This window comes from Caulobacter sp. GW821-FHT11A05 (assembly GCF_058809015.1).
Genome location: NZ_JBXASF010000001.1, coordinates 301,877 through 326,951 on the forward strand (window position 1 = coordinate 301,877; position 25,075 = coordinate 326,951).

Annotated in this window: 25 protein-coding genes; 15 read left to right on the plus strand and 10 right to left on the minus strand. The window is 66.8% G+C overall.

Features of this window, described 5'->3' with window-relative positions; translation table 11 throughout:
* Positions 1-714: 714 nt before the first annotated feature.
* A complete protein-coding gene (locus AC1RSK_RS01385) occupies positions 715-1,041 on the plus strand; it encodes a hypothetical protein (RefSeq protein ID WP_492904850.1) in 327 nt (108 codons plus the stop codon).
* A gap of 100 nt (positions 1,042-1,141) precedes the next feature.
* On the plus strand, positions 1,142-2,005 hold the full coding sequence (locus AC1RSK_RS01390; protein ID WP_492904852.1) for a hypothetical protein: 864 nt from the start codon (positions 1,142-1,144) through the stop codon (positions 2,003-2,005).
* Positions 2,006-2,269: 264 nt separating this feature from the next.
* Here AC1RSK_RS01390 and AC1RSK_RS01395 read toward each other — a convergent pair whose 3' ends face one another.
* Both AC1RSK_RS01395 and lepA read right to left on the minus strand, forming a co-directional pair.
* Entirely contained in the window at positions 2,270-2,692 is a 423-nt protein-coding gene (locus tag AC1RSK_RS01395) for a hypothetical protein (protein WP_492904854.1), read from the minus strand.
* A 1-nt stretch (position 2,693) separates the two neighbouring features.
* Entirely contained in the window at positions 2,694-4,505 is a 1,812-nt protein-coding gene (lepA, locus tag AC1RSK_RS01400) for a translation elongation factor 4 (protein WP_492904856.1), read from the minus strand.
* A gap of 117 nt (positions 4,506-4,622) precedes the next feature.
* On the opposite strand from lepA, the gene AC1RSK_RS01405 reads away from it, so the two are divergent.
* The 7 genes from AC1RSK_RS01405 (at position 4,623) to AC1RSK_RS01435 (ending at position 15,216) form a co-directional block, all read left to right on the plus strand.
* Positions 4,623-5,024 (plus strand): response regulator, encoded by a 402-nt coding sequence (locus AC1RSK_RS01405; protein ID WP_492904858.1) that lies wholly within the window; start codon positions 4,623-4,625, stop codon positions 5,022-5,024.
* Positions 5,025-5,213: 189 nt separating this feature from the next.
* Positions 5,214-6,275 (plus strand): efflux RND transporter periplasmic adaptor subunit, encoded by a 1,062-nt coding sequence (locus tag AC1RSK_RS01410; protein ID WP_492904860.1) that lies wholly within the window; start codon positions 5,214-5,216, stop codon positions 6,273-6,275.
* Positions 6,276-6,284: 9 nt separating this feature from the next.
* Positions 6,285-9,455 (plus strand): efflux RND transporter permease subunit, encoded by a 3,171-nt coding sequence (locus AC1RSK_RS01415; protein ID WP_492904862.1) that lies wholly within the window; start codon positions 6,285-6,287, stop codon positions 9,453-9,455.
* A gap of 136 nt (positions 9,456-9,591) precedes the next feature.
* Entirely contained in the window at positions 9,592-10,890 is a 1,299-nt protein-coding gene (locus AC1RSK_RS01420; RefSeq protein WP_492904864.1) for a calcium-binding protein, read from the plus strand.
* A gap of 179 nt (positions 10,891-11,069) precedes the next feature.
* Positions 11,070-12,854, plus strand: coding sequence for an SLC13 family permease (locus AC1RSK_RS01425; protein WP_492904866.1), 1,785 nt, complete (start codon positions 11,070-11,072; stop codon positions 12,852-12,854).
* Positions 12,855-12,940: 86 nt separating this feature from the next.
* Positions 12,941-14,245 carry a calcium-binding protein gene (locus tag AC1RSK_RS01430; RefSeq protein ID WP_492904868.1) on the plus strand — a complete coding sequence of 435 codons (1,305 nt, stop codon included), beginning with the start codon at positions 12,941-12,943 and terminating at the stop codon, positions 14,243-14,245.
* A gap of 149 nt (positions 14,246-14,394) precedes the next feature.
* Positions 14,395-15,216, plus strand: coding sequence for a flagellin (locus AC1RSK_RS01435; protein ID WP_492904869.1), 822 nt, complete (start codon positions 14,395-14,397; stop codon positions 15,214-15,216).
* Positions 15,217-15,413: 197 nt separating this feature from the next.
* Here AC1RSK_RS01435 and AC1RSK_RS01440 read toward each other — a convergent pair whose 3' ends face one another.
* Genes AC1RSK_RS01440 through AC1RSK_RS01450 form a run of 3 tightly spaced genes read right to left on the minus strand, consistent with a single transcriptional unit; the run spans position 15,414 to position 16,643 of the window.
* Complete coding sequence (locus tag AC1RSK_RS01440; RefSeq protein ID WP_492904871.1) at positions 15,414-15,998, minus strand: SOS response-associated peptidase; 585 nt, start codon at positions 15,996-15,998, stop codon at positions 15,414-15,416.
* Positions 15,991-16,392 carry a type II toxin-antitoxin system VapC family toxin gene (locus AC1RSK_RS01445; RefSeq protein WP_492904873.1) on the minus strand — a complete coding sequence of 134 codons (402 nt, stop codon included), beginning with the start codon at positions 16,390-16,392 and terminating at the stop codon, positions 15,991-15,993. The genes AC1RSK_RS01440 and AC1RSK_RS01445 overlap by 8 nt, the downstream gene beginning before the upstream one ends.
* A complete protein-coding gene (locus tag AC1RSK_RS01450) occupies positions 16,389-16,643 on the minus strand; it encodes a type II toxin-antitoxin system VapB family antitoxin (RefSeq protein ID WP_492904875.1) in 255 nt (84 codons plus the stop codon). Before AC1RSK_RS01450 ends, AC1RSK_RS01445 begins: the two co-directional genes overlap by 4 nt.
* A 104-nt stretch (positions 16,644-16,747) precedes the next feature.
* Here AC1RSK_RS01450 and AC1RSK_RS01455 point away from each other — a divergent pair, with 104 nt between their 5' ends.
* The 4 genes from AC1RSK_RS01455 (at position 16,748) to AC1RSK_RS01470 (ending at position 19,697) form a co-directional block, all read left to right on the plus strand.
* A complete protein-coding gene (locus AC1RSK_RS01455; protein WP_492904877.1) occupies positions 16,748-16,972 on the plus strand; it encodes a DUF433 domain-containing protein in 225 nt (74 codons plus the stop codon).
* 6 nt (positions 16,973-16,978) lie between these two features.
* Entirely contained in the window at positions 16,979-17,329 is a 351-nt protein-coding gene (locus AC1RSK_RS01460; RefSeq protein ID WP_492904879.1) for a DUF5615 family PIN-like protein, read from the plus strand.
* A gap of 104 nt (positions 17,330-17,433) precedes the next feature.
* Complete coding sequence (locus AC1RSK_RS01465; RefSeq protein ID WP_492904881.1) at positions 17,434-17,814, plus strand: VOC family protein; 381 nt, start codon at positions 17,434-17,436, stop codon at positions 17,812-17,814.
* Between the two features lie 83 nt (positions 17,815-17,897).
* The gene (locus AC1RSK_RS01470; RefSeq protein WP_492904883.1) at positions 17,898-19,697 is read left to right on the plus strand and encodes an ATP-dependent nuclease; all 1,800 of its coding nucleotides are present in this window, start codon (positions 17,898-17,900) and stop codon (positions 19,695-19,697) included.
* On the opposite strand, the gene cobS is transcribed toward AC1RSK_RS01470, so the two are convergent.
* A complete protein-coding gene (gene cobS / locus AC1RSK_RS01475; protein ID WP_492904885.1) occupies positions 19,694-20,704 on the minus strand; it encodes a cobaltochelatase subunit CobS in 1,011 nt (336 codons plus the stop codon). The genes AC1RSK_RS01470 and cobS overlap by 4 nt on opposite strands.
* Positions 20,705-20,766: 62 nt before the next feature.
* Here cobS and AC1RSK_RS01480 point away from each other — a divergent pair, with 62 nt between their 5' ends.
* Positions 20,767-21,564 (plus strand): phosphatase PAP2 family protein, encoded by a 798-nt coding sequence (locus tag AC1RSK_RS01480; RefSeq protein WP_492904887.1) that lies wholly within the window; start codon positions 20,767-20,769, stop codon positions 21,562-21,564.
* Between the two features lie 119 nt (positions 21,565-21,683).
* Here the strand turns inward: AC1RSK_RS01480 and AC1RSK_RS01485 are convergent, their stop codons facing one another.
* Positions 21,684-22,328: a J domain-containing protein gene (locus AC1RSK_RS01485; RefSeq protein ID WP_492904889.1), complete on the minus strand. Its 645-nt coding sequence runs from the start codon at positions 22,326-22,328 to the stop codon at positions 21,684-21,686.
* A 45-nt stretch (positions 22,329-22,373) separates the two neighbouring features.
* Between AC1RSK_RS01485 and AC1RSK_RS01490 the strand changes: the two genes are divergently transcribed.
* Positions 22,374-22,652 (plus strand): BolA family protein, encoded by a 279-nt coding sequence (locus AC1RSK_RS01490; protein WP_492904891.1) that lies wholly within the window; start codon positions 22,374-22,376, stop codon positions 22,650-22,652.
* A gap of 170 nt (positions 22,653-22,822) precedes the next feature.
* Here the strand turns inward: AC1RSK_RS01490 and AC1RSK_RS01495 are convergent, their stop codons facing one another.
* The 3 genes from AC1RSK_RS01495 to AC1RSK_RS01505 all read right to left on the minus strand — a co-directional run bounded on the left by AC1RSK_RS01495 (position 22,823) and on the right by AC1RSK_RS01505 (position 25,066).
* Complete coding sequence (locus AC1RSK_RS01495) at positions 22,823-23,146, minus strand: response regulator (RefSeq protein WP_492904893.1); 324 nt, start codon at positions 23,144-23,146, stop codon at positions 22,823-22,825.
* Positions 23,147-23,351: 205 nt separating this feature from the next.
* Positions 23,352-24,476 (minus strand): 3-dehydroquinate synthase, encoded by a 1,125-nt coding sequence (gene aroB / locus AC1RSK_RS01500; RefSeq protein ID WP_492904895.1) that lies wholly within the window; start codon positions 24,474-24,476, stop codon positions 23,352-23,354.
* Positions 24,473-25,066, minus strand: coding sequence for a shikimate kinase (locus AC1RSK_RS01505; protein WP_492905385.1), 594 nt, complete (start codon positions 25,064-25,066; stop codon positions 24,473-24,475). Before AC1RSK_RS01505 ends, aroB begins: the two co-directional genes overlap by 4 nt.
* Positions 25,067-25,075: the final 9 nt, after the last annotated feature.

Genomic DNA, 25,075 nt, shown 5'->3' on the forward strand with positions numbered 1-25,075 from the left:
CTTCTGCGTCGAGATGCACGCCAATAGCCTCGACGCTGAATTCAGCGGCTTGGTGCTCCCCCTCGTTTACACGAGCGACCTTGATTTGAAATGCGTGCAAAATTTTCTCCGAATACTAGATGTTTGCAATGGTGCTAGGTCCCGGCATGGGAGCATCGTCGTCACCAATTTGAGTGTTTTGCATTGCCACCGAGAGTGCACGGCTCAGCAACTTGCCGCCGGAAACCGAGAGGGCCGCTGCTTCCCAGCTAGCGGCCCTTTCATAGTGGTAGAGCGACGTTTCCAGCCGTCCAGCTTGCGCCCATCGCCGCGGTTACTAGCAGGAATTGACCTGCAAATTTACGCGTTATGTTCACCAGCCTAGTTACTATCGTCTGTTTGCCATCCTGATTTTTCGGATTGCCTGTATTCATATCGTCACCTTTCACCTTTCCAGCCATGAGGCCTAGGACAGAGAGTAGGGCGACAACGGGCAAAGCCGTGACGATTGGAATTGAACCTGTAACCACTCCGAAGCTTGTCTTTGGACATTATTCTCAAAATGAGCAAAAGTCAAGAACTTTCTCGGACGTGCCGGAGCGCGAAATACCCAATCGTCCGATCGCCACCCTCCTAGCCCTGTCCCCGATTCAGCCTTCCGCCGGCGGGTGCGGATTGCCGAGGACACCCTGTCCGCGTAACCGTCACCGGCCAGGCCAACGGGAGGGCGACATCATGGAACTGCGGACGACAGGGGGACAGCTGCAGCTGGGCGGGGCCTTCAAGATGGTCGCCATCGGCTATGCCATCGGCATGGGCGTGATCTTCGTGCCCTTCTTCCTGCTCATCGCCCTGTTCTTGCTGCTGGCCAGCATGACCGGATCCGCGGACACCACCGCCTTCGGCTTCGTCGTCCTCCTCCAGATCGTCATGCTGCCGGTCATCCTGGCCATGCAGGCGGTCATGATGGGCGGGGCGGTCGTGCTGGGCCTGTGGCTGTACCGCATGCGGCGGCCGATCCGCGTCGTGGCCGAGGAGCCGTCGGGCGCCTCCGCGGCCTGAGGGCCGGCGTCCGCACGCCCAGACAACCTACCGCAAACGGGTATTGATCCACTGCTCCCCCTTGGCCATGCAGGCCTCGGTATCCAGGGGAGCTTTGGCGATGACCACCAACCGACGGGCGATGATCGCCGGCCTCGCCGGCCTTGGCCTCGGCACGGGCGCCGGCGCGCGGGCCGCGACGGCGGCGGTTGCGCGGCAGGACATCTTCAGCGGCCCGGCGGACGACTTCGGCGACGGCTTCGCCGACGACGGTGACGGCTTCAGCCCGACCGGCCTGGACCTGGCCGGCGGCGGGTTCGGCAAGGTCGATGTGGTGCTCAGCGAGATCGCGCCGCCGCCCGGCCTGGCCGCCTTCGGCGTCGCGGGCGGCGAGCTGGCGGGCGTCATCAAGGACGCGGGCGACAACGGCTATCGCCTGCGCGGCCTCTGCGTGCAGGCCCACGCCCAGAGTGTCATGACCCTGTTCCAGCTGGGCGGCGCGGCCGGGCCTGAAAGCTGGCACATCGGCCAGACGCCGGCCGAATACCAGGCCCTGGTCGCCCGCGCCGCGCGCACCGGCCTGGAGCCGGTCTCGATCAGCGTCGACAACATGGACGGCGCCCCCCGCTTCACCACCCTGCTGCGGCGCTCGGCGACCGCCTGGGAGGCGCGCCACGGCCTCAAGCAGAATGACCTGACACCCCTGACCAAGGCCATGCAGGCCAAGGGCTTCCGCCTGGCCCGCGCCGTGCCCTACCTCGACGCCGGCCAGCTTCGCTTCGCCAGCCTCTACCGGCCGGCCGGCAAGCACGGCTGGCAGGCCTGGGTCGGGGACGAGGACGCGCTCGTCCGCGACAAGGCCTTCCGCGCCCAGGGCTTCGCCCTGCTGCAGGCGGTGTCCTACGACGACGGCGGCAAGCGCCGCTGGGTCTGCGTCTGGCAGAAGGCCGAGGGCGTGGCGCCGGACTATTTCTGGGGCGTCTGACGCGGCGACCGCCGCCAGGGCGGATGAATATGTCTAGACATATTGTTTTCCCCCCGATTTCGCCGCCCCGCCGCCGGTCCGCCAAGGCAGCCGACACGGGAGGTTCCCGGGTGGTCGAAACGGCATCCGACGACCGTCGAATGGCGCCTTCCGGCGGACATTCGATTGGACTTAAGGCGTGGAAAATACAAGAATAAATACCGGCACATCGACTGGCGCCGTGCTATAATGGTCCCGCTTCGATAACACCACCCCCCAGCCGCTTCACGCCCCCGGCCGCGAGTAGTCCACCAGACCGGGGCCGAACACCGCCGCCACCACCACGGGCCGCCGGTCGCTGATGTCCTCGTCCGGCAGTTCGTCGATCTCTTCGGGGTATTTCAGCTCCACCCGGAAGCCGCCGTCCTCGATGACATAGGCCATGGTCGCCCATTCGCCCTTGGGATCGATCTGGCGGGCGGCGTCCCAATAGGCCTCGATGACCGCCTCCAGCATCGGCGGGCAGAGGCGGTAGCGGATGTCGTCGGGGGCCTCGGGGTCGTCGAAGAAGAGGTCGGCGGTCAGGCCGTCGGAGTCCATCTCGGCGTAGACCAGGAGCTTGGTGGCCGTCTCGTCGGCGGCCTCCAGGGCCAGGCGGCCGATTTCCTGGTGGTAGGGTTCGAGCAGTTCGGCGTCTTCGGGAGTCACCTCAGTTGTCGTCCATCTTCAGCGCCGCGATGAAGGCTTCCTGCGGGATCTCGACCTTGCCGAACTGGCGCATGCGCTTCTTGCCGGCCTTCTGCTTGTCGAGCAGCTTGCGCTTGCGGCTGGCGTCGCCGCCGTAGCACTTGGCCGTTACGTCCTTGCGCAGGGCCCGCACGGTCTCGCGGGCGATGATCCGGCCGCCGATGGCCGCCTGGATGGGGATGACGAACATGTGGGGCGGGATCAGCTCCTTCATCTTCTCGACCATGCCCCGGCCGCGCTGCTCGGCGCGGTCGCGGTGGACCAGCATGGAGAGGGCGTCGACCGGCTCGGCGTTGACCAGGATCTGCATCTTGACCAGGTCGCCGACCCTGTACCCCTCGATCTGGTAGTCGAAGCTGGCGTAGCCCTTGGAGATGGATTTCAGCCGGTCGTAGAAGTCGAAGACCACCTCGTTGAGCGGCAGGTCGTAGACCAAGAGGGCGCGGCTGCCGACGTAGGAAAGCTCCCGCTGCTGGCCGCGGCGGTCCTGGCACAGCTTGATGACGCCGCCGAGGTATTCGTCGGGGGTCAGGATCGTCGCCTTGATCCAGGGCTCGCTGATGGTGTCGATCTTGACCGGATCGGGCAGATCGGCCGGGTTGTGCAGCTCGATCTCGCCGCCGTCGTGCATCAGGCCGATCTTGTAGACGACGCTCGGCGCCGTCGCGATCAGGTCGAGGTCGAACTCGCGGCTGAGGCGCTCCTGGATGATCTCCAGGTGCAGCAGGCCCAGGAACCCGCAACGGAAGCCGAAGCCGAGGGCGGCGCTGGTTTCCATCTCGTACGAGAAGCTCGCATCGTTCAGGCGAAGGCGACCGATGGCGGCGCGCAGGTCCTCGAAGTCGGCGGCGTCGACCGGGAACAGGCCGCAGAACACCACCGGCTGCACTTCCTTGAAGCCGGTCAGGGCCTGGGACGTCGGCTTCTTCTCGTCGGTGATGGTGTCGCCGACGGCGGCGTCTGCCACTTCCTTGATCTGGGCGGTGAAGAAGCCGACCTCGCCCGGGCCAAGCGCGTCGACCGGCGTGTTCTTGGGCTGGAAGACGCCGACCCGGTCGACCAGGTGGGTCTTGCCGGCGTTCATCATCTTGATGCGCTGGCCGGCCTTCAACGACCCGTCGAAGATGCGGACCAGGACGATGACGCCCAGGTAGGCGTCGTACCAGGCGTCGACCAGCAGGGCCTTCAGCGGCGCGTCCGGGTCGCCCTTGGGGGCGGGCAGGCGGGTGACGATGGCTTCCAGAACGTCGTCGATGCCGAGGCCACTCTTGGCGCTGCAGAGCACGGCGTCGCTGGCGTCGAGGCCGATGACGTCCTCGATCTGCTGGCGGATGCGGTCGGGCTCGGCGGCCGGCAGGTCGATCTTGTTGAGGACCGGGACGATCTCGTGGTTGTTGTCGATGGCCTGGTAGACGTTGGCCAGGGTCTGGGCCTCGACGCCCTGGCTGGCGTCGACCACCAGGATCGAACCTTCGCAAGCGGCCAGGCAGCGGCTGACCTCATAGGCGAAGTCGACGTGGCCGGGGGTGTCCATCAGGTTGAGGACGTAGTTCTCGCCGTCCTTGGCCTTGTAGTTGAGGCGCACGGTCTGCGCCTTGATGGTGATGCCGCGCTCCTTCTCGATGTCCATGTTGTCGAGGACCTGCTCGGTCATCTCGCGCGCGGTCAGGCCGCCCGTCTGCTGGATGAGGCGGTCGGAGAGCGTACTCTTGCCGTGGTCGATGTGGGCCACGATGGAGAAGTTGCGGATCTTGTCGATAGGCGGGGTGGTCATGGTGGGGCGCGTCTAGCACAAATCGCGCCCGGTGCGAGCGTCCGCGACGCGCGACGGATTTACAGTTCGGAAGAACTCTGGGCCCAATCTGAGCGTTCGCATGACGCGAGGTATGCGATGGCGCCACTCATTCTGGTCGTCGACGACGACGAACCCGTCCGTGAATACGCCCGGCTGGTGCTGGAAGCGGCCGGCTACGAGGTCGCCACCGCCTGGAGCGGCGAGCACGCCCTGAAGTACCTGGTCATGGGCCGCCCCGACATGCTGGTGGTCGATGTCAGCATGCCCGGCATGTCCGGCCTGGAACTGATCAGCCGCGTCCGCCTGCGCAACCGGTTCAAGGACACCCCGGTGTTGGTGTTCAGCGCCTCGGGGCTCGGCGTCGACATCCAGGCGGCCATCCGGGCCGGAGCCGGCGGCTACCTGCTCAAGCCCTTCGCCGCCGAGGAGCTGACCGCCAAGGTCGCCGCGGTGCTGGCCGCCGCCCCTGGCCATTGGGCGGATCGGGCCGAAGGCTGAGCCCACTGTCCCTATTTTGTCAGCAGCCTGTCGGAACTGGGCTTTCCCGGCCGTCCTAAGGGACGAACGGGGTGCTTCGTGGTTGCGAAATGCTCGCAGGAGCCTAGATACCGCAGGTCGCCTGCACAGACTGGGGAGTTCTAAGTGCGCGCCTTTACCGACCGGCCTGGCCGGACGCGGACCCTCGCTTTGACTTTCGCCTTCGCCCTGGCGTTGCCGCTGGCCGCCTGTGGCAAGAAGGAAGAGGCGCCCAAGACCCGGACCGCCCAGACCGTCACCGCTGCCGTCGTCACCGAACAGACCCTGCCCCGGCGGGTCGAGGTGTCGGGCAGCGTCACCGCCTGGAACGAGGTCATCGTCGGCGCCGAGACCGGCGGCCTGACCGCCGTGCAGGTGCTGGTCGACGAGGGTGACTGGGTCCGTCAGGGCCAGCTGATCGTCAAGATGAGCGACACCGTCCAGCGGGCGGCGCTGCGCCAGGCGCAGGCCGGAGTGCTGTCGGCCAAGGCGACCCTGGCCGAGGCCACCGCCGCGCTCGGCCGGGCCCAGGAGCTGAAGGCCAAGGGCTTCCTGTCGCAGGCGGCGCTGGACACGGCGCTGGCCAAGCAACGCACCGCCTCGGCCGGCCTGGCCCAGGCCGAAGCGGCCGCGGCCTCCTCGGCCGCCCAGCTGGACCAGACCAACCTTCGCGCCCCGGTCAGCGGCCGGGTCTCCAGCCGCACCGTGGTCAAGGGCCAGATCGTCCAGCCCGGCGTCGAACTCCTCCGCCTGGTCCGCGACGGCCGGCTGGAGCTGGCCGGCGAGGTGCCCGAGGCGCAGCTGAACCTGGTGCGCTCCGGCATGCCGGCGGTGATCACCGGCGACGAGGGCGGCCAGACCGGTGGCGTCGTCCGCCTGGTCACCCCGCGCGTCGACGCCCAGACCCGCGTCGGCCTGGCCCGCGTCACCCTGGCCTCGCCGCAGAGCTTCCGGCCTGGCATGTTCGCCAAGGCCAGCATCGACGTCGGCGACCAGCCGGCCCTGACCCTGCCGCAGTCCTCGGTGGTGTTCCGCAACTCCAAACCGGGCGTCTATGTCGTCGACGCCAGGAGTCAGGCCCACTTCCGCGAGGTGACCACCGGCGCGCGGGTCGGCGAGTTCGTCGAGATCGCCGCCGGCCTGCAGGCGGGTGAACGGGTGGTGGTCGGCGGGGCCGGCTTCCTGGCCGACGGGGACACTGTCCGCGTGGTCGCCGCCCAGCCGAAACGCTAGGGGCGGCCGATGTTCCGCAACATCTCCGCCTGGTCGATCAAGCATCCGATCCCGGTCATCCTGCTGTTCATCATCCTGACGCTGGCCGGCGTGCAGGGCTTCCTGAAGATGCGGGTGAACAACTTCCCCGACATCGACTTTCCGATGGTGGTGGTCGCCGCCGGCCAGCCGGGGGCCGCGCCGCCTGAGCTGGAAAGCCAGGTCACCCGCATCATCGAGGATGCCCTGACCGGCCTGAACGGCGTGCGCCACGTGCGCTCGACCGTCGGCGACGGGGTTAGCAACACCAGCGTCGAGTTCGAGATCGGCACCGACCTGGAGCGGGCGACCAACGACGTGCGCAACGCCGTCGCCTCGGTGCGCGCCGACCTGCCGCAGGACATCCCCGAGCCGATCGTCCAGCGCATCGACATCTCCGGCCAGCCGCTGATCACCTATGTGGTCCGCTCCGGCGCGCTCAATCCTGAACAGCTGAGCTGGTTCGTCGACAACGACGTCTCCAAGCGCCTGCTGGCCATCCCCGGCATCGCCCAGGTGACCCGCGAGGGCGGCGTGTCGCGCGAGATCCGCGTCGAGCTCGACTCGCGCAAACTCGCCGCGCAAGGGGTGACGGCGGCGCAGGTCAGCCAGACCTTGAAGAGCATCAACGCCGACCTGCCCGGCGGCCGGGCCACGGTCGGCGGCGAGGAGCGGGCCATCCGCACCCTGGGCGGGGCCGACACCGTCGAGCAACTGGCCGACAAGCGGGTGACGCTTGGCGGCGGCCGCAGCGTGCGGCTGGGCGACCTGGGCAAGGTCAGCGACAGCTGGACCGAGCCGCGCATCAGGGCCCGGTTCAACGGCCAGGAGGTGGTCTCCTTCTCGATGCTGCGCACCCGCGACGGCAGCGAGGTCAAGGCCGGCAAGGCGGTCCGCAAGGCGATCGAGAAGCTCGACGCCGAACGCCAGGACCTCGACATCGAGGAGGTCACCTCGACGGTGCAGTACGTCGAGGCCAGCTACAACGCCTCGGTCGAGGCCCTGCTGCTGGGCGCCATCCTGGCGGTGGCGGTGGTCTTCCTGTTCCTGCGCGACTGGCGGGCGACCCTGATCACGGCGACGGCCATCCCGCTGTCGCTGATCCCGACCTTCGCCATCCTCGCGCCGCTGGACCAGAGCTTCAACGTCGTCACCCTGCTGGCCCTCAGCCTGACCATCGGCATCCTGGTGGACGACGCGATCGTCGAGATCGAGAACATCGTCCGCCACATGCAGCAGTACAATCTGACGCCCTACCAGGCGGCCATGGAGGCGGCGGACGAGATCGGCCTGGCGGTGGTGGCGACGACGGCGACCATCATCGCGGTGTTCGCGCCGGTCGGCTTCATGCCCGGCATTGTCGGCCAGTTCTTCAAGAGCTTCGCCCTGGCGGCCTGCGTCTCGGTGCTGTTCTCGCTCGTCGTGGCGCGGATGCTCACCCCGCTGATGAGCGCCTTCCTGCTCAAGCGCACCGCCAAGATGAGCGAGCACAAGGACCCGTTCTGGATGGGCGGCTACCTCAAGGCCCTGGCCTGGGGCATGCGCCACCGGATCATCTCCTTCTTCATGGGGACGCTGTTCTTCATCCTGTCGATCGTCGTCGCGGCCATGGTGCCGGGCGAGTTCATCCCGGCCGGCGACCAGGGCTACAGCGCCATGAGCGTCGAGCTGCCGCCGGGGGCGACCATCGAGGACACCGACGCGGTGGTCCTGCGGATCACCCAGGTCCTCAAGGCCCGGCCCGAGGTGAAGAGCGTCTACGGCGGCGTCGGCGCCGGCCTGGCGGCCACCGGGCCTGGCGGCTCGGGCGGGGCGCTCGGCGACGTGCGGCGGGCTGCGGTGACCGCAAACCTGGTCCCCAAGCACGACCGCAAGCTCTCCCAGCAGGAGTTCGAGCAGGACATCGCCAAGAGTCTGAAGGACATCCCCGGGGTCCGCATCCGCTTCGGCGTCGATGGCTCTGCCCCGCTGTACAACGTCACCCTGACCAGCGACGACGGCGCCGCCCTGGCTAAGGCGGCCCGCGAGGTCGAGACCCAGATGCGCGGCATCCAGGGCCTGGCCAACATCGTCAACACCGCCGACATCGCCCGGCCGGAGATCCTGGTGACGCCCAAGCCGGACGTCGCCGCCCGCATGGGGGTGTCGTCCAGCGACATCAGCCAGGCGGTGCGGGTCGCCACCCTGGGCGACATCGACCAGCTGCTGCCCAAGTTCAACCTCGGCGACCGGCAGATCCCGATCCGCCTGCGCCTGACCGAGAACGCCCGCGAGCACCTGGAGGTGCTGCAGAACCTGCGGGTGCCGACCGCCTCGGGCGAGGCCGTGCCGCTGTCGGCCGTGGCCGACATCACCTTCGGGGCCGGGCCCAGCCAGATCGAACGGCTGGACCGCAGCCGCAACGCCACCATCACCGCCGAGCTGGCCGGCATGGCCCTGGGCGATGCCGACAAGGCGGTGAAGGCGCTGCCGGCGCTGAAGACCCTGCCGGCCGGCGTCTCGATCCAGCCCTCGGGCGACGTCGAGGCCTTCGCCGAACTGGGCATCGGCTTCCTGACCGCCTTCGCGACCGGGGTGCTGCTGATGTACGCGGTGCTGGTGCTGCTGTTTAAGAGCTTCCTGCACCCGATCACCATCCAGATGGCCCTGCCGCTGGCCCTGGGCGGGGCCTTCTTCGCCCTCTTGATCACCGGCACCAACCTGTCGATGCCGGCCCTGATCGGCCTGCTCATGCTGATGGGCATCGCCGCCAAGAACTCGATCCTGCTGGTCGAGTACGGCATCGAGGCGCGCAACGCCGGCCAGGCCCGCTACGACGCCATGATGGACGCCGCCCACAAGCGGGCGCGGCCGATCCTGATGACCACCGTGGCTATGGGCGCCGGCATGCTGCCGGTGGCGCTGGGCCTGGGCGAGGACGTCGAGTTCCGCCAGCCGATGGCCATCGCCGTCATCGGCGGCCTGATCACCTCGACCCTGCTCAGCCTGCTGTTCGTGCCGGTGATGTACACCATCCTGGAGGACATCTTCGGCTTCCTGAAGTGGCTGCTGCGCAAGGACAAGTCGGTGACCTGGCGCGAGTTCAAAACCAGGCTGCGCGGGCCGACGGGGCCGGGCAAGGACCTCCCGCCGCCGACCAGCGCCTCGCCGCTGGTGACCTGAACCGCGATCGCCGATTACCGCATTTCGGCCGTCCCGCCGCGAGGCGAGCGCGCAGATTGTCGCAACCCCTGATTTTGATCGAGCATTGTTCGATCAAATGTGCTCAACCATTCGTTGACCGAACGGAGAGGGCGACATGCTTTACAAGGCGAGTAGATACGGCAGCTATCTGAAGGGAACCGCTGCGGCGGACCAGTTCGTCGGCTATGAGGGGAACGACGCCTTCGTTGGCATGGGCGGCGCCGATTCGTTCGATGGCGGCACGGGCTTCAACCGCGTCGACTACGACTGGGCAAAGTCGGCGGTAACGGTCAACCTGAACGTCACCGGCTTCCAGGCGACAGGCGGCGGCGGTTCGAACAAGCTGGTCAACATCCAGGGTCTGGGTGGGAGCGCCTACAATGACCGCTTCACCGGCAATGGAGCGGACAACAAGCTGTATGGCAACGGCGGCAATGACTGGCTGTCCGGCAACGGCGGTTCGGACATGCTGTACGGCGGCGACGGAAACGATCAGCTGTTCGGCGGCGATGGCGACGACAAGCTTGAGGGCGGCGAGGGGGATGACCAGCTGGTCGCCGGCGCGGGCAACGACCGCCTCGAGGGCTATTGGGGCGCCGATATCATCGACGGCGGCGCCGGGGACGACTACATCCTGGCGGGCAGCGGGGCCAACCGCATCACCGGCGGCGACGGCAACGACCATCAGGTCGGCGGCGGCGACAACGATATCTTCGTCGGCGGAGCCGGCGCCGACACCCACTACGGCCAGGGCGGCGACGACATCGTGACCTACGCCGCGTCGACGGCGGCGGTGCTGGTCGATCTCACCTCCAACACCGGCGGCCGGAGCAATGCCGGCGATGCGCTGGGCGACACCTATAGCTATATCGACCAGTTCATTCTCACCGCCTTCAACGACACCTTCGTCGACAGCCTGGGCCATGTCGCCCGCGGCGGGGCCGGCAACGACACGATGTATTCGGGCTCCATCGGCGTCACCTTCTATGGCGACGCAGGAGCGGACACGCTCAACGGCAGCCTCAACAGCGACTATCTGAACGGCGGCGACGGCAGCGATGTCCTCATCGGCAGTTCCGGCGCCGACGTGCTGTATGGCGGCGCGGGCGCCGACCGTTTTGTGCTCAGGAAGCTGGGCGAGTCGACGGTCGGTTACTCCGATCGAATCTACGATTTCGGCAAAGGCGACCTGCTCGATCTCCAGGCCATCGACGCCAACACCAAACTGGCCGGTGATCAGGCCTTCAAGCAGGTTGCGACCTTCACCAAGGCGGCGGGCCAGCTGGTGCTCAGCTACGACGCCAACTTCAAGCTCAGCACCGTCCTGCTGGATGTCGACGGCGACGCAAAGGCCGACGCTCGAATCCTGATCGACGGCCGACCGGAGGCGAACGGCGCCTGGCTCGTCCTGTAGATCGGCCCCAGGCCATGCGAGCTGCGGCATGCTGCCCGTCGCACCGGGCCTGGGCGAAGACGTCGAGTTCCGCCAGCCGATGGCCATTGCGGTGATATGATCGCGTCCCTTCTCTCCACGGGCCGGTAAAGGAACCGCGCTTTCCCCGCCACGTTCTCCCCAGCGATGGGGCGCACCACATGACCTTGCAGCAGGCGCTGTCGTTCGGCCTTGTCGGCCTGACCGTGATCGTCTTCATCTGGGGTCGCTGGCGCTATGATCTCGTCGCGCTGGGGGCCCTGGCCGTGGGGGTGGTCATCGGCGTCATCCCGGTGAAGAGCGCCTTCGATGGGGTCTCCAACGACATCGTCATCATCATCGCCAGCGCCCTGGTGCTCAGCGCCGCGGTGGCGCGGTCGGGGCTGGTGGACACCATCCTCGCGCCGCTGGTTCCCCGCCTGAAGACCGAGAAGAGCCAGGTGCCGGTGTTCAGCGCCGCCACCGCCCTCCTCTCCATGGTCAGCAAGAACGTCGGGGCCCTGGCCCTGATGATGCCGACCGCCCTGCAGATCGCCAAGCGCACCGGCACGCCGGCCTCGCGGGTCTTGATGCCGATGAGCTTCGCCAGCCTGGTCGGCGGCCTGGCCGTGCTGGTCGGCACATCGCCCAACATCATCGTCTCAGAGGTGCGCCGCGAGGCCGGCGGCGAGGCCTTCGGGATGTTCGACTACTTCCCGGTCGGCGGCATCCTGACGGTGATCGCCATCCTCTACCTGAGCTTCGCCTACCGGCTGCTGCCCAAGGACCGCAAGGCCAGCATCAGCGTTGACGCCGCCCTGGCCGCCAACGCCTACATGACCGAGGTCGAGGTTCCGGAAGGCTGGAGCTTCAAGGACAGCCGGGTCGTCGACATCCAGAAATTCGGCGACGGCTCCAACAAAGTCATCGCCATCCTGCGCGGCCGCAGACGCTTCAGCGCCCCGCACGCCAACCGCAAGATCCTGCCCGGCGACATCCTGCTGCTGGAGGGCGAGGAGCAGGAGCTGAACGAGCTGATCGTGCGGGCCGGCTTCAAGCTCAGCCTGACCGACAGGCCCGTCGCCCTGGCCGAGCCGACCGACGAGGTCCGCGTCGTCGAGGCGGTGATCGGGGCCGAGAGCGACCTGATCGGCGAGAGCGCCAAGAGCTTCGCCCTGCACGAGAGCCACGGGGTCAACCTGATCGGGGTCAGCCGCAGCGGCTTTCGCAGGCGCGGCCCCCTCTCCACGGCCCGGTTGAGGAGCGGCGACATCCTGGTCCTGCAGGGCAGCGAGCAGTCGCTGCCCGAGGCGCTGAAGGCGCTGGGCCTGCTGCCTTTGGCCGAGCGGGCGGTGCGGCTGGGCGGCATCCGTCACGCCGTCGCCCCGGCCCTCATCCTGGGCGGGGCCATGGTGGTGGTGGCCACCGGCCTGTTGCCGGTGGCGGCGGGGTTCTTCATCGCCGCTGTCCTCGTCGTGGCGGTTGGCGCTCTGCGCATGCGCGAGGCCTACGCCGCCCTCGACGCGCCGGTGCTGATCCTGGTCGCCGCCCTGATCCCGGTCAGCGACAGCATCGAAAAGAGCGGCGGGGCCGATCTGATCGCCCATGCCCTGTCGGGCGCCTTCCACGGCATGCCGCCGCTGGTCACCCTGACGGCGATGATGCTGGTCGCCATGCTGGCCACCCCCTTCCTCAACAACGCCGCCACGGTGCTGATCGTCGCCCCCATCGGCATGGGCCTGGCCAAGCAGCTGGGCCTCAGCCCCGATCCCTTCCTGATGGCCGTGGCAGTGGGGGCCGGCTGCGACTTCCTCACCCCGGTCGGCCATCAGTGCAACACCCTGGTCATGGGGCCGGGCGGCTATCGGTTCGGCGACTACGCCCGGCTGGGGGCGCCGCTGTCGCTGCTGATCCTGCTCATCGCGCCGCTGCTGATCTCGCTGTTCTGGCCGTTCGCCGGGCGCTGATTGACGCAGCCCCCCGATATTGAGGGAGCGGGGGCCTGTGGAGTATGCTCAGGTCTTTGGCGGCCTTGGTCCGGTGGGGGGACGACATGCTGTACAGGGGCGGGAAGTACAACGACATCCTCAAGGGGTCGGCCCGGGCCGACCAGTTCTTCGGCTACGAGGATGCCGACACCTTCTTCGGCATGGGCGGCGACGACGATTTCGACGGCGGAACGGGCGTCAACACGGTCGACTACAGCTGGTCCAGGCTTGGCGTCACGGTGAACCTCAACCTCACCGGTTTCCAGGCGACCGGCGGGGCGGGAAACAACCGGCTGATCAATATCCAGAACCTCAACGGCAGCGCCGCGAAGGATCGCTTCACCGGCAACGCCGCGAACAACGAGCTGAACGGCGGCGCCGGCGACGACTGGCTGTCCGGCGAGGGCGGCAAGGACGTGCTGTTGGGCGGCGACGGCGACGACCAGCTGTACGGCGGCGACGGTAACGATCTCCTCAGCGGCGGCAATTGGAAGGACCAGTTGTTCGGCGGCGCGGGCGACGACACCCTGTACGGCGGCAGCGGCGATGACCTGCTCGACGGCGGCGACGGTAACGACCGTCTGTGGGGTGAGCTCGGAAACACCCACTTCATCGGCGGCGCGGGCGACGACTACCAGTACGGCACGGGCGGCAATGATGTCTTCGTCGGCGGGGCCGGGGCGGACCAGCATCTTGGCATGGGCGGCGACGACAAGGTCACCTACGCCGGCCATAGCTCGGCGATCCGGCTCGATCTGCGCACCGTCGACGGCAGCGCCAACACCGGCGACGCCCGGCTCGACACCTTCAGCGGCATCAAGACGTTCGACCTCACCAGCTTCAACGACACCTACTATGCAGGCCTGATCGGCCCCGGCCAGACCGTGAACGGCGCCGGCGGCAATGACACCCTGATCGGCGCCGGGGGCCACGACACCCTGTTCGGCGGCGCCGGGGACGACCGGCTGGTCGGCGGGATGGACCGCGACGGGCTGTGGGGCGGCGATGGCGCCGACGTCATCATCGGTGGCGCCCAGGACGACCTCCTGCACGGCGGGGCTGGCGCGGACCGTTTCATCTACGAAAAGACCGGCGACTCGCTCGCCATGACCCCGGACCGGATCTACGACTTCGCCAACGGCGACCTGCTTGACCTGTCGCTGATCGACGCCAACAGCAAGCTGGCCGGCGACCAGGCCTTCAAGCAGGTGGCCGCCTTCACCAAGGCCGCCGGGCAGCTGATGCTCAGCTACGACACGGTCGAAAAGTTCACCGTCGTCCAGCTCGACGTCACCGGCGACGGCGTCGCCGACGCCCGCATCCTGGTCAACGGTCACCCCGAGACGAACGGGACCTGGCTCGTGCTCTAGCTTTTTCGTTGTCGCGCGTTTGCTCCGATAACCGGTTCCCACTTATCGGAACGCGCTCTAGTGGTAATCTTCCCCTAACCCCGCTCCGGTATTGAGGTAGGCGGGGCAAAAGGCCCTTCCGTGTGAGCGGACACCAGAACGGGCCAGTCATGCTGAGCGTGAACACCAACTACGGCGCGATGATCGCGCTCCAGAGCCTGGGCGCGGTCAACCGCGAGCTGGCCGAGGTCACACGCCGCATCAGCACCGGCCTCAAGGTCTCGTCGGTCAAGGACGACGCCGCCACCTGGGTGATCGCCCAGGGCCAGCGGGCCGAACTCAAATCCCTCGGCGCCGTGACCGGCTCGCTGCAGCGCGGCCAGTCGATCGTCGACGTGGCGATCAGTGGCGGCGAGACGATCAGCGATCTCCTGACCCAGATGAAGGAGAAGATGCTGGCGGCCTCGGACGCCTCGTTGAACGCCACCGACCGCGCCGCCCTCAGCGCCGACTATGTGGCCCTGCGCAAGCAGATCGATCTGGCCGCCTCCAACGCCAGCTTCAACGGCGTCAGCCTGATCTCCTCGGGGGCCAGCGGCAATGTCCGCGCCCTGGCCAACGCCTCCGCCACCGACAGCATCAATGTCGACCACATCGACCTGTCGACCACCGGCTCGCTGCTGAGCGGCACCCTGGCCGACCTGACGACGGTGACCGCCGCCGACCTGACCAACCTCGACAATGCCCTGAAGGGCGTCAACGGGGCGGTGGCCAAGCTGGGCACCGGGGCCAAGGCGCTGGACACCCACGAGACCTTTATCTCGAAGCTGCAGGACACCATCGAGGCCTCGATCGGCCGGCTGGTCGACGCCGACCTGGCCAAGGAAAGCGCCCGCTGGCAGGCGCTGCAGGTCAAGCAGCAGCTGGCCATCCAGGCGCTCAGCATCGCCAACCAGCAGCCGCAGCTGATCCTGCAGCTGTTCAGGAACTGATCCTGGCGGCGGGGAGCAGTTGCTCACCTTTTCTACCGACCATGCTCGCGAAGGCGGGCATCCATGCTGAGGTTCAGCTGAATAAACCGCGTCAGGTACGTCGCTGACCGCCGCCGCCAGCGTGTACGTCGACCCGCGCATGGATGCCCGCCTTCGCGAGCATGGTCGGTGGGTGGGGAGGGCGGGCGGCCAATCCCCTACAACAGCGACCCCTGCGCCGCCCGCGGCGCTTCCTCGATGACCCAGGTTCCGGCCGGCGACGGCTTCAGCAGGCCGTCCTCGCCGGCCAGCCAGCGGTCCCAGTCGGCGCGATCCAGCACCACCGGCTGGCGGTCGTGGGTGGGCGCGATGTCGGGACCGGGGTCGACGGTCAGCAGGCTGAAGCGGGCGTCTTCTCCCCCATTCTGGTAGCCGGCGAAGCAGAACCAGTCGCCGTCCGTGCGGCTGAAGCGCCAGCGGGTCTTGGGATACTTCTCGCCGGTGAACTCGAAGAAGGACGAGGCGGGGATCAGGCAGCGGCCCCTCTCGAACCGGCGGCCCTCGGCCCGCATGTTGATCACCGGCGGCCGCTTGGGCTGGCTGGGGACCAGGCCCCATTTGAGGCGGAGCAGGGTGGTGTGGTCGCCGGCCGGCAGGATGACCGGGGCGGCGTCGGTCGGGCGGATGTCGTCGTTGGGCTCGAGGTTGGGCGGGCCGCTCGGGAAGACCAGCGGGAAGCGGCTCTCGCTGAAGATCTCGAAGATCTCGCCGACCGGGATGTGGTTGGCGTAGTTGTTACACATGGCGCTCAGCGGCCGGCGGGATGTCGGTGCGGGCGAAGTCTTCTCCCTTGAACAGCAGGGAGGCGCCGAGGGATTTGGCGAGGGCGTAGGAGGCGCAGTCGCAGAGGTTCAGGCCGTCGCGTCCCTGGCCGAAGCGGGTGAAGGTCTTGAAGGCGATGTCGGACTGCGCCTCGTCAAACGGCCGGACGCCGGCGCGGACGAGGCTCAGCAGGTCGTCCAGCCTGGTCTGGTCCGCCGAGACCATACGCTTGGCATAGACCAGCCGCGTCTCATGAAGGCTGACCGCCGAAACCGCCACCTCGTCGGCGTCGACCAGGAGCCGCGCGAAGGCGATCCCTTCGGGCTCGGAAAAGAGGATGGCGATCAGGGCCGAGGTATCGACTACAATGGTCACAGGCCGCCTGAAAGCGCCTTGCGGATGACCGCGATGGGCCGGTCGTCGGCGACCGGCATCCGGGCGACGTCGGCCATGAGGGCCTGGATGGCCGCGAGGCGATCGGTACGGTCGGTTTCGCGCTCCGCCTTCACGACGTCCAGCGCGGCCTGCGCGGCGATGCGTATGGCGTCGGTGATGGTGGCGCCGGTCGCCGTCGCAAGCTCCCGGACGACGCCTTCCGTCGCGGGGTCCTTGATGTTGATGGCCATCGCAATCTTCCTCGGGGAATGAAGGAAGATAGCATGAGTGGGGTGGACGAGCTAGACATGGGGCGCGAATGGCCTCGCAGCGCGCTTTGCACTATAGTGGGCCCATGCTTCACGAGCGGATCAGCATCGATCCCGCCGTCATGGTGGGCAAGGCGGTCGTCCGGGGAACCCGGATCACCGTCGAGCACATTCTGCGCGAGACCGCCAACGGCATGACCGCCGAGGAGATCGCCGACCACTATCCGAGCGTCACGCCGCAGGACGTCAAGGCGGCGCTGATCTACGCCGCCGACGTGATGCGCGCCCAGGCCGGCATCGCGGCCGAGTAGGGGGTCTTGCGTTTTCTCGTTGATGAATGCTGTCCACGCGAGGTGGCTGTCACCCTCCGCGAGCTTTCTCACGACGTGCTGTTCGTCGCCGACGCGGCAAGAGGCGCGGCGGACGAAAGCCTGGCGGCGCTGGCCGATGCCGAGGACCGGATCGTCATCAGCGAGGACTTCGACTTCGGTGAGCTCGCGGTTCGGCGTCTGTCGCCGCAAACTGGTGTCCTGTTGGTCTTCTGCCCGAGTCTGCGGCCCGCTGCCCGAGCGAGCAGAGTGGGGGCCGTGGTCGCCGAGCTCGGCGAAGCGCTGCGGAGCCACCTGACCATCGTTACTGAGGACGGCATCCGGCGGCGCGCCTACTGAGCGAGCCGATCGCGGGCTAAGGGCGCGAAATCACCCTTTCGGGCGATTGGCGGAGGCGGCTGGCGGGCCCATGGTCGGCTCTCAAGCAGGCCAGGAGCCACGCCATGACCTTCGACGCATCCGCCACCCCGGTGGCCTTCCTCTTCGTCAGCGACCGCGACCGGGCGCTGGCCTTCTACGCGGGCGTGCTGGGCCTGACCTTGAAGAGCAGCGACGGCTTCGGCGACTTCATCGCGCTGGGCGGCCAGGGCCTGCTGCGGATGACCGTGAACCCGGACCACAAGGCCAGCGGCCACCCGGTGCTCGGCTGGAACGTCGCCGACATCGCGGCGGCGGTGGCGGCGCTGAGCGGGCGAGGGGTGGCGATGATCCACTACGAGGGGATGGGGCAGGACGCGGCCGGTATCTGGACTGGGCCGGACGGGACGAAGGTGGCGTTCTTCGGCGATCCGGACGGCAATGTGCTGACGTTGTCGGAGGCCTGACCCATCACATTGGGAATCGGTATGCTGTGCCTAGGTCCCCAAGGTCGGACTTGAATTCAGTACCACCCCCAGAAAGCGATCCTATGCAGTTCCATTCCATATCGATCGAGAACTTCAAAGGCTTCGAAGCATCTGCTCCAATTCAATTTGGGCCGGGTTTCAACGTACTCGTGGGCCAAAACAATGCAGGCAAGACCTCAATCCTGGAGGCGCTTCGCCTCGTGCAGGCTTCAAACCGGCCGCACAGAAACGAGAAGATCGCGGCGAGCGCCGCCCTGAACCCCAATGCGACCTTTACCGTCGGCCTTTCCCTAAGAGGCAGGGAAATCGCAGCGGCCGCCCTGATGAACAATAGTACGATCCACTGGCCTGTCTTAGGTCAAAATGTAGAAAAAGAGTCCAAAAGACTCCAAAACATACTGAATTCAGATGTGCCGATATTGTTCAATTTCTCGTGCCGACCAGGACAGCATAAATTCCACAATATTAAGTATCCATCGCATGGAATATTTAGTGATGACTCTCATGATCTATCAATCCATGCAATTCCGAATTCCAATAGAACGGGGTTCGACTACGAGGGTACCTTCGGTGGTAAGGAGGACAATTTACTCGATATCATCGTCAACTACGTTCCTCAGCACACATTTATATTTGCGGCTCAAAGGCACAATATAGGTCAGTGCGCATACGGAGATGAGGCCGCACTAACGCCAAACGCAGACAACTTGCCGAGAGTGTTGTTAAAGTTGCAGGCGAACAAGGCGCGATACGAGAGATTCAACGCCCACGTATCTGAGATATTCCCGAATATTCATTGGGTGGCCCCGAACCCTCTTTCCAACAATCAGATCGAGTTGCGTGTTTGGGGTGTCAGTCCGACATCGGAGCGCGTTGACCTCACATCTTCGTTGGATGAGGGCGGGTCCGGAGTGGGGCAGGTGCTCGCGATTCTCTATGTCGCCATGAACATGTCTGATGCCGTGGTGTGCATTGACGAACCAAATAGCTTCCTACATCCAGGAGCATCCAAAAGGTTAATCGATATCTTGAAAGAATACCCAAGCAATCAGTACGTAGTGTCCACGCACTCGTCCGGCGTAGTTTCTTGGACGGAGCCCAGTTTCCTTCACCTTGTTAGATGGGTTGGCGGACAGTCGAAGGTTTCAACAATGGGCTTGTCTGAGATCGACGATATGAGTCAGATTCTTAGTGACCTCGGCGTTTCCCTGTCGGACGTATTTGGACCGGATGAGGTTGTCTGGGTCGAAGGAGAGACCGAAGAAGCCTGTTTCCCGATTGTTTTGCGGAAGGCCGTAGGGGCGGTTCCGCGGGGCCTCAGATTTTTGGCTATGAGAAGCACGGCGGAAATCGATAAGCATACGCCGCGGGCAGCGGCCACGCTTGATCTCTACTCTCGCCTTACAAAGTCCGGTGCAGTGGTTGCACCCGCCTTAGCCTTTAGTTTCGACCGAGAACTAAGGAGCGAGGCGGAGCTAGGCGATCTTTTGCGACGGCCGGTCAAGACGAGAGTGATTGGAAGGCGAACCTACGAAAATTACCTGCTGGATGTGGATGCGATCGCTCATATTCTTGCTGAAGGCGGCGAGGCTTCAACAGCGGCAGATGTGGCGCGCTGGATCAAAGACAATCGCGGCAGATTCAAGCCGAAAGCGTCGTCGGTCGCGGCGGGCAGTGATTGGCAAGACGTCTGTAACGCGCCAAAACTACTCGCCGAGCTATTCCAGGAACTATCTGAGGCCAAAGTAGAATACCGTAAGAGAACCCATTCGGTTCAGCTTACGCAGTGGTTACTGGAGAACAAGCCAGACCATTTGCAGGAAATGATATCTTACGTGCAGGAACTGGCTTCGCCTGCCTAAGCCACCTTCACCCGCGCCGCACTCTCCGGCAGATCCTCCCCAAACGCCCGCTGGTAGAACTCCGCCACCGTCGGCCGCTCCAGCTCGTCGCACTTGTTGAGGAACGTCATCCGGAACGCCAGGCCGATGTCGCCGGCGAAGATGTCGGCGTTCTGGGCCCAGGTGATGACGGTGCGGGGGCTCATGACGGTGGAGATGTCGCCGTTCATGAAGGCGTTGCGGGTCATGTCGGCGACGCGGACCATGGCGGCGATGGTGCGGCGGCCCTCGGCCGTGGCGTAGCCGGGGTTCTTCGACAGCACGATCTCGGCCTCGACGTCGTGGTCGAGGTAGTTGAGCGTGGTGACGATCGACCAGCGGTCCATCTGGCCCTGATTGATCTGCTGGGTGCCGTGGTAGAGGCCGGTGGTGTCGCCCAGACCAATGGTGTTGGTCGTCGAGAACAGGCGGAAATAGGGGTTGGCGCGGATCACCTTGTTCTGGTCGAGCAGGGTCAGCTTGCCGCCGGCCTCCAGCACCCGCTGGATGACGAACATCACGTCCGGGCGGCCGGCGTCGTATTCGTCGAAGACCAGGGCCATCGGGCGCTGCAGGCACCAGGGCAGGATGCCTTCGCGGAATTCGGTGATCTGCTTGCCGTCCTTCAGGACGATGGCGTCCTTGCCGACCAGATCGATGCGGCTGACGTGGCTGTCGAGGTTGACCCGGACCAGCGGCCAGTTGAGGCGGGCGGCGACCTGTTCGATGTGGGTCGACTTGCCGGTGCCGTGGTAGCCCTGCACCATGACGCGGCGATCGAAGGCCAGGCCGGCGACGATGGCCAGGGTGGTCTGCGGATCGAACTTGTAGGCCTCGTCGATGTCCGGGACGTGGCTGTCGCGATGGCTGAAGGCGGGCACCTTCATGTCGCTGTCGACGCCGAAGACGTCACGGATGGAAACCTGCTTGTCGGGAACGAGGCTGAGCAGGGTGTCGGCGGCGGCGGGGTTGTCGGTCAGGTCGGCCATGTCGAAGGTTCGATAGCGCGTTTGAAGCGTTCGGCAAACAGCTGTTCGATGGGATTCAGAGCATGAACCGTAAGGAATTGTTGCAGCCGGCCCGTTGGCCCGCCTTGACGCTACGGATGGTTCGGGCGGCGCGGTCGGAGCTGGCGGCGACCCTGGCGATGCTGGTGCTGGGCGTCGGGCTGCTGTCCTTCATCGAGATCGCCGACGACGTGGCCGAGGGCGACACGCGCGGGATCGACCATGCGCTGCTCCTGATGTTCCGCATGCCTGGCGATCCGGCGACGCCGATCGGCGGACGGTTCCTGCGCGAGGCGATGGGCGACGTCACGGCGCTGGGCGGGGTGACGGTGCTGAGCCTGTTCGTGCTCTTGCTGGTCGGGCTGTTCGCCAGTCTGCGGCGGTGGCGCGAGGCGGTGCTGCTGCTGGTGGCGGCGATGGGCGGCACGGCGCTGAGCCAGGCGCTCAAGGGCCTGTTCGGGCGGGCGCGGCCGGAGGAGGGATGGCGGCTGGTCGAGGTGGTCAACACCAGCTTCCCCAGCGGCCACGCGATGATGTCAGCCGTGGTCTACCTGACGCTCGGGGCGCTGGTGGCGCGGTTCGCAGAGCGGCGGCGGGTGAAGTGGTTCGCCATGGGCGTGGGGCTGCTGCTGACGGCCATGGTCGGGGTCAGCCGGGTCTACCTCGGCGTCCATTGGCCGAGCGACGTGCTGGCCGGCTGGTGCGTCGGCGCCGCCTGGGCGATGGCCTGCTGGCTGGCGGTGTGGGCGGTCGAGAAGTGGTGGGTGAAAGACGTGGAGGAGGGGGATAAGGCGCCGAGTTCCTCCCCCTCCCGGGGGAGGTGGCAGCGGCGAAGCCGCTGACGGAGGGGTCCCCACCGGCGATGGCGGCAGCTTCTGGCAGGTTTACCCGCCGACTTCGGCGGTGACCCCCTCCACCATTGCTGCGCAATGGTCCCCCTCCCCCAAGAGGGGGAGGAACGTTAAGCCAGCTTCGCCTTCTTCAGTGTCTTCCACGCCTGAATGACCCGCTGCAGCTTGTGCTCGGCCGAGCGGTCGCCGCCGTTGCTGTCGGGGTGGCAGCGTTTCAGGAGCTCGTGGTAGCGCTTCTTGATGTCCTTGGGCTCGGCGGTGTCGTCGAGGTCGAGGTCGGCCAGGGCGCCGCGCTCCATCTTGCCCAGCAGCCGGCCGTCGGAGCGGGGCTTGGCCTGCACCTGTGACGTGCCGCTGCCGAACAGGCTGAAGGGGTCGGCGAAGGAGCCCGGGTCGCGGGTTCCGGCCTGGGCCTCGCGGCTGCGGTTGGAGGCCTTGAACGACCAGGTCGGGCGCTCGCCGGTCAGGCGCGAGGCCTGGACCTCGGCCACCTGCTCGTCGCTCATGCCGGCGAAGAAGTTCCACTGCTTGTTGTACTCGGCCGCGTGGGCCTGACAGAACCAGTAGTGCTCATTCATCATCTGCCGCGATTTCGGCGCGCGGGCGGTGGCGGCGGTGCGGCAGCCGGCGTGGTCGCAGGCCCGCTCGCCGGGTTTGAGGGCGTTGACGTCGTTCTCCGCTTCCTGCTCGCCCTCCTTGGGGGGGCGGACACGGATGTCGACAAATCGGGGTCGGTATTGAAAGGCGCCACTCATCGCACGAAGTATGGGCCGCCAGCGTGGCCTTTTCTAGAATTGAACATGACCGACTCAGCCCCCATATCAAAAGTGATCCATGAAAAGCTCACTTTGGCCTTCGCCCCCTCCCGCCTGGAGGTGGTGGACGACAGCGCGCGCCACCAGGGGCATGCCGGACATCGCGAAGGCGGCGAGAGCCATTTCAACGTGGTCATCGAAGCGGCCGCCTTCGCCGGGGTGAACCGGGTGGCGCGGCAGCGGCAGGTTTACGCGGCGCTTCGTGAAGAACTTGCTGGGCCGGTGCATGCGCTGTCGGTCAAGGCGACGGCGCCGGGGGAATAACATCTGGAGTCCTCCCTCCCCTTCATGGGGAGGGACAGACGGCGAAGCCGTCAGGGTGGGGAATACGACAACCACTCAGATGTCGGGGATGTGTCCGACTACCCCACCCGTCACGCTACGCGTGACACCCTCCCCAATTCGGGGAGGGAGCGCGCGATCATGCGGCCTGCCTAACCCCGCCTCGCCGCCAGTTCCTTCAGCACCCGTTCCAGGTCGCCCTGGCGGAACGGCTTCTGCAGCACGGGCGCGCCCCGGTGGGCGTCGACGAGGCCGGCTTCGCCGTAGCCGCTGGCGAAGGCGAAGGGGATGCCGCGGGCTTTCAGCTGGTCGGCGACGGGGAAGATCTGGCGGCCGCCGACGTTGACGTCGAGGATGGCGGCGTCGAGCTCGGCGTCGAGGGCCAGGCTCATCGCCTGGTCGAGGTCGGGGGCGGGGCCGACAATGTCGCAGCCGAATTCCGTCAGCATGTCCTCGACCAGCATGGACACGAGCATTTCGTCTTCAACGACCAACACACGAAGGCCGTCGAGACCAGCGACGCTATCGACCATCAATGCGAACCCCTCCGCCCGAAACCAACGGTCGGCGCCCTGGGCGCCGACCACAACTCAACCCGCGGAAACCCAAGTCGGTCTGATCCGCGTAATGGCCAAAAACGGGTAGGGTTGCCGAAAGTTCCAGCAACAACCTGAAAAAGATTCAGAGCGCCCCCTCGGCGCGCAGGAAATCGGCCAGCGGACCCGGATCGACGGCCCGGGCGACATGGCTGTCGCCGAGCGTACTGGGCAGCACCAGGGTGATGGCGCCGCCCTCAGCCTTCTTGTCCTGGGCCATGTGGCCGACCAGCCGGGCGGCGTCGAACGGATGGCCGGCGACCTGGTCCAGCCGCGTCGGCAGGCCCACGAGCGCCAGCAGGGCCTCGGCCCGGGCCGCGTCGGCCGGCGGACAGGTCCCCTGCGCGGCGGCGTAGCGGAAGGCCAGGGCGCAGCCGGCGGCGACCGCCTCGCCATGCTTGAGGGCCTCGCCGTAGCCGTTCTCGGCCTCCAAGGCGTGGCCGAAGGTGTGGCCGAGGTTGAGCAGGGCCCGGCGGCCGGCTTCCTTCTCGTCCTCGATGACGATCTCGGCTTTCATTTCCACGCAGCGGCGGACGGCCTCGGCCAGGGCGGCGGGCTCGCGGGCCATGGCGGCGGCGGCGTGGGCTTCCAGCCAGGCGAAGAAGCCGGCGTCGCCGAGCAGGCCGTACTTGATGACCTCGGCCATGCCGCAGGCCATCTCGCGGTCGGGGAGGCTATCCAATACACCAAGGTCAGCCAGCACCAGGCGGGGCTGATGGAAGGCGCCGATCAGGTTCTTGCCGCGCGGGGTGTCGATGGCGGTCTTGCCGCCGACGCTGGAGTCGACCTGGGCCAGCAGGGTGGTGGGAATCTGGATGAAGTCGATGCCGCGCTTGTAGATGCTGGCCGCGAAACCGGCGAGGTCGCCGACCACGCCGCCGCCGAGGGCGACGATCAAGTCGCCGCGATCCAGTTCGAGGGCAAGCAGGCGGTCGGAAAGGTCGGCCAGGCCTTCGAAGCTCTTGGACTGTTCGCCCGGCGGGATGGTGATGAGGTGGGCCTCGACGCCGGCGTGGGCCAGGGCGGCGACCAGGCGGCCGGCGTGCAGGTGGGCGACCGTCTCGTCGGCGACGATGGCGGTGCGGCCGCGCTTGAGCAGCGGGGCGATGTAGCTGCCGGCCTGGTCGATCAGGCCCGGGCCGATGACGACGTCGTATTCGCGGCCGGCCAAATTTACCGAAACATGGGCGACGGGAACATGCAGGGTCATGCCGCGTGGGCCTCCAGGGCGCGCAGGATGGCGGCGACCGAGTCCTGGTGCGGGGTTTCGCCTAGTTCGACGGTGATGTCGGCCTGGGCGTAGATCGGGTAGCGGACCTCGGCCAGGGCGGTCAGCACCTGCAGCGGGTCCTTGCCGCTGACCAGCGGGCGGTTGTCCTTGCGGGCGACGCGGCGGGCCAGGATGTCGACGTCCGCCTTCAGCCAGACCGACAGGGCCTTCTGCGCGATCAGGGCCCGGGTCTGGTCGTTGATGAAGGCGCCGCCGCCGGTGGCCAGCACCATCGGCTCCTCCTCCAACAGCCGGGCGATGACCCGCCGCTCGCCGTCGCGGAACTGCGCCTCGCCGAAGGTCTCGAAGATGTCGGGGATGGAGCGGCCGGCCGCCGTCTCGATCTCGGTGTCGGCGTCCTTGAACGGCAGGCCCAGCGCCGTCGCCAGCCGCCGGCCGACGCTCGACTTGCCGACGCCCATCAGGCCGACGAGGGCGATGGTCTTGTCGCGCGGGAAGGGCAGGGGCGAGCTCACGGGGATGGCGATACACGATCCTGCTGCGGTGCGGGAGAGGCGCCATAGGGGCAGGCGCCGTGC

What these genes read in the sequence shown, in the direction of transcription:
- AC1RSK_RS01495 (WP_492904893.1), bottom strand. Translation starts at nt 23,146, where the DNA reads ATGCTCGTGTCCATGCTGGTCGAGGACATGCTGACGGAATTCGGCTGC.
- AC1RSK_RS01485 (WP_492904889.1), bottom strand. Translation starts at nt 22,328, where the DNA reads ATGAGTGGCGCCTTTCAATACCGACCCCGATTTGTCGACATCCGTGTC.
- AC1RSK_RS01490 (WP_492904891.1), top strand. Translation starts at nt 22,374, where the DNA reads ATGACCGACTCAGCCCCCATATCAAAAGTGATCCATGAAAAGCTCACT.
- AC1RSK_RS01430 (WP_492904868.1), top strand. Translation starts at nt 12,941, where the DNA reads ATGCTGTACAGGGGCGGGAAGTACAACGACATCCTCAAGGGGTCGGCC.
- AC1RSK_RS01450 (WP_492904875.1), bottom strand. Translation starts at nt 16,643, where the DNA reads ATGGCCATCAACATCAAGGACCCCGCGACGGAAGGCGTCGTCCGGGAG.
- AC1RSK_RS01420 (WP_492904864.1), top strand. Translation starts at nt 9,592, where the DNA reads ATGCTTTACAAGGCGAGTAGATACGGCAGCTATCTGAAGGGAACCGCT.
- AC1RSK_RS01465 (WP_492904881.1), top strand. Translation starts at nt 17,434, where the DNA reads ATGACCTTCGACGCATCCGCCACCCCGGTGGCCTTCCTCTTCGTCAGC.
- aroB (WP_492904895.1), bottom strand. Translation starts at nt 24,476, where the DNA reads ATGACCCTGCATGTTCCCGTCGCCCATGTTTCGGTAAATTTGGCCGGC.
- AC1RSK_RS01390 (WP_492904852.1), top strand. Translation starts at nt 1,142, where the DNA reads ATGACCACCAACCGACGGGCGATGATCGCCGGCCTCGCCGGCCTTGGC.
- AC1RSK_RS01470 (WP_492904883.1), top strand. Translation starts at nt 17,898, where the DNA reads ATGCAGTTCCATTCCATATCGATCGAGAACTTCAAAGGCTTCGAAGCA.
- AC1RSK_RS01385 (WP_492904850.1), top strand. Translation starts at nt 715, where the DNA reads ATGGAACTGCGGACGACAGGGGGACAGCTGCAGCTGGGCGGGGCCTTC.
- cobS (WP_492904885.1), bottom strand. Translation starts at nt 20,704, where the DNA reads ATGGCCGACCTGACCGACAACCCCGCCGCCGCCGACACCCTGCTCAGC.
- AC1RSK_RS01405 (WP_492904858.1), top strand. Translation starts at nt 4,623, where the DNA reads ATGGCGCCACTCATTCTGGTCGTCGACGACGACGAACCCGTCCGTGAA.
- AC1RSK_RS01440 (WP_492904871.1), bottom strand. Translation starts at nt 15,998, where the DNA reads ATGTGTAACAACTACGCCAACCACATCCCGGTCGGCGAGATCTTCGAG.
- AC1RSK_RS01480 (WP_492904887.1), top strand. Translation starts at nt 20,767, where the DNA reads ATGAACCGTAAGGAATTGTTGCAGCCGGCCCGTTGGCCCGCCTTGACG.
- AC1RSK_RS01435 (WP_492904869.1), top strand. Translation starts at nt 14,395, where the DNA reads ATGCTGAGCGTGAACACCAACTACGGCGCGATGATCGCGCTCCAGAGC.
- AC1RSK_RS01455 (WP_492904877.1), top strand. Translation starts at nt 16,748, where the DNA reads ATGCTTCACGAGCGGATCAGCATCGATCCCGCCGTCATGGTGGGCAAG.
- lepA (WP_492904856.1), bottom strand. Translation starts at nt 4,505, where the DNA reads ATGACCACCCCGCCTATCGACAAGATCCGCAACTTCTCCATCGTGGCC.
- AC1RSK_RS01415 (WP_492904862.1), top strand. Translation starts at nt 6,285, where the DNA reads ATGTTCCGCAACATCTCCGCCTGGTCGATCAAGCATCCGATCCCGGTC.
- AC1RSK_RS01425 (WP_492904866.1), top strand. Translation starts at nt 11,070, where the DNA reads ATGACCTTGCAGCAGGCGCTGTCGTTCGGCCTTGTCGGCCTGACCGTG.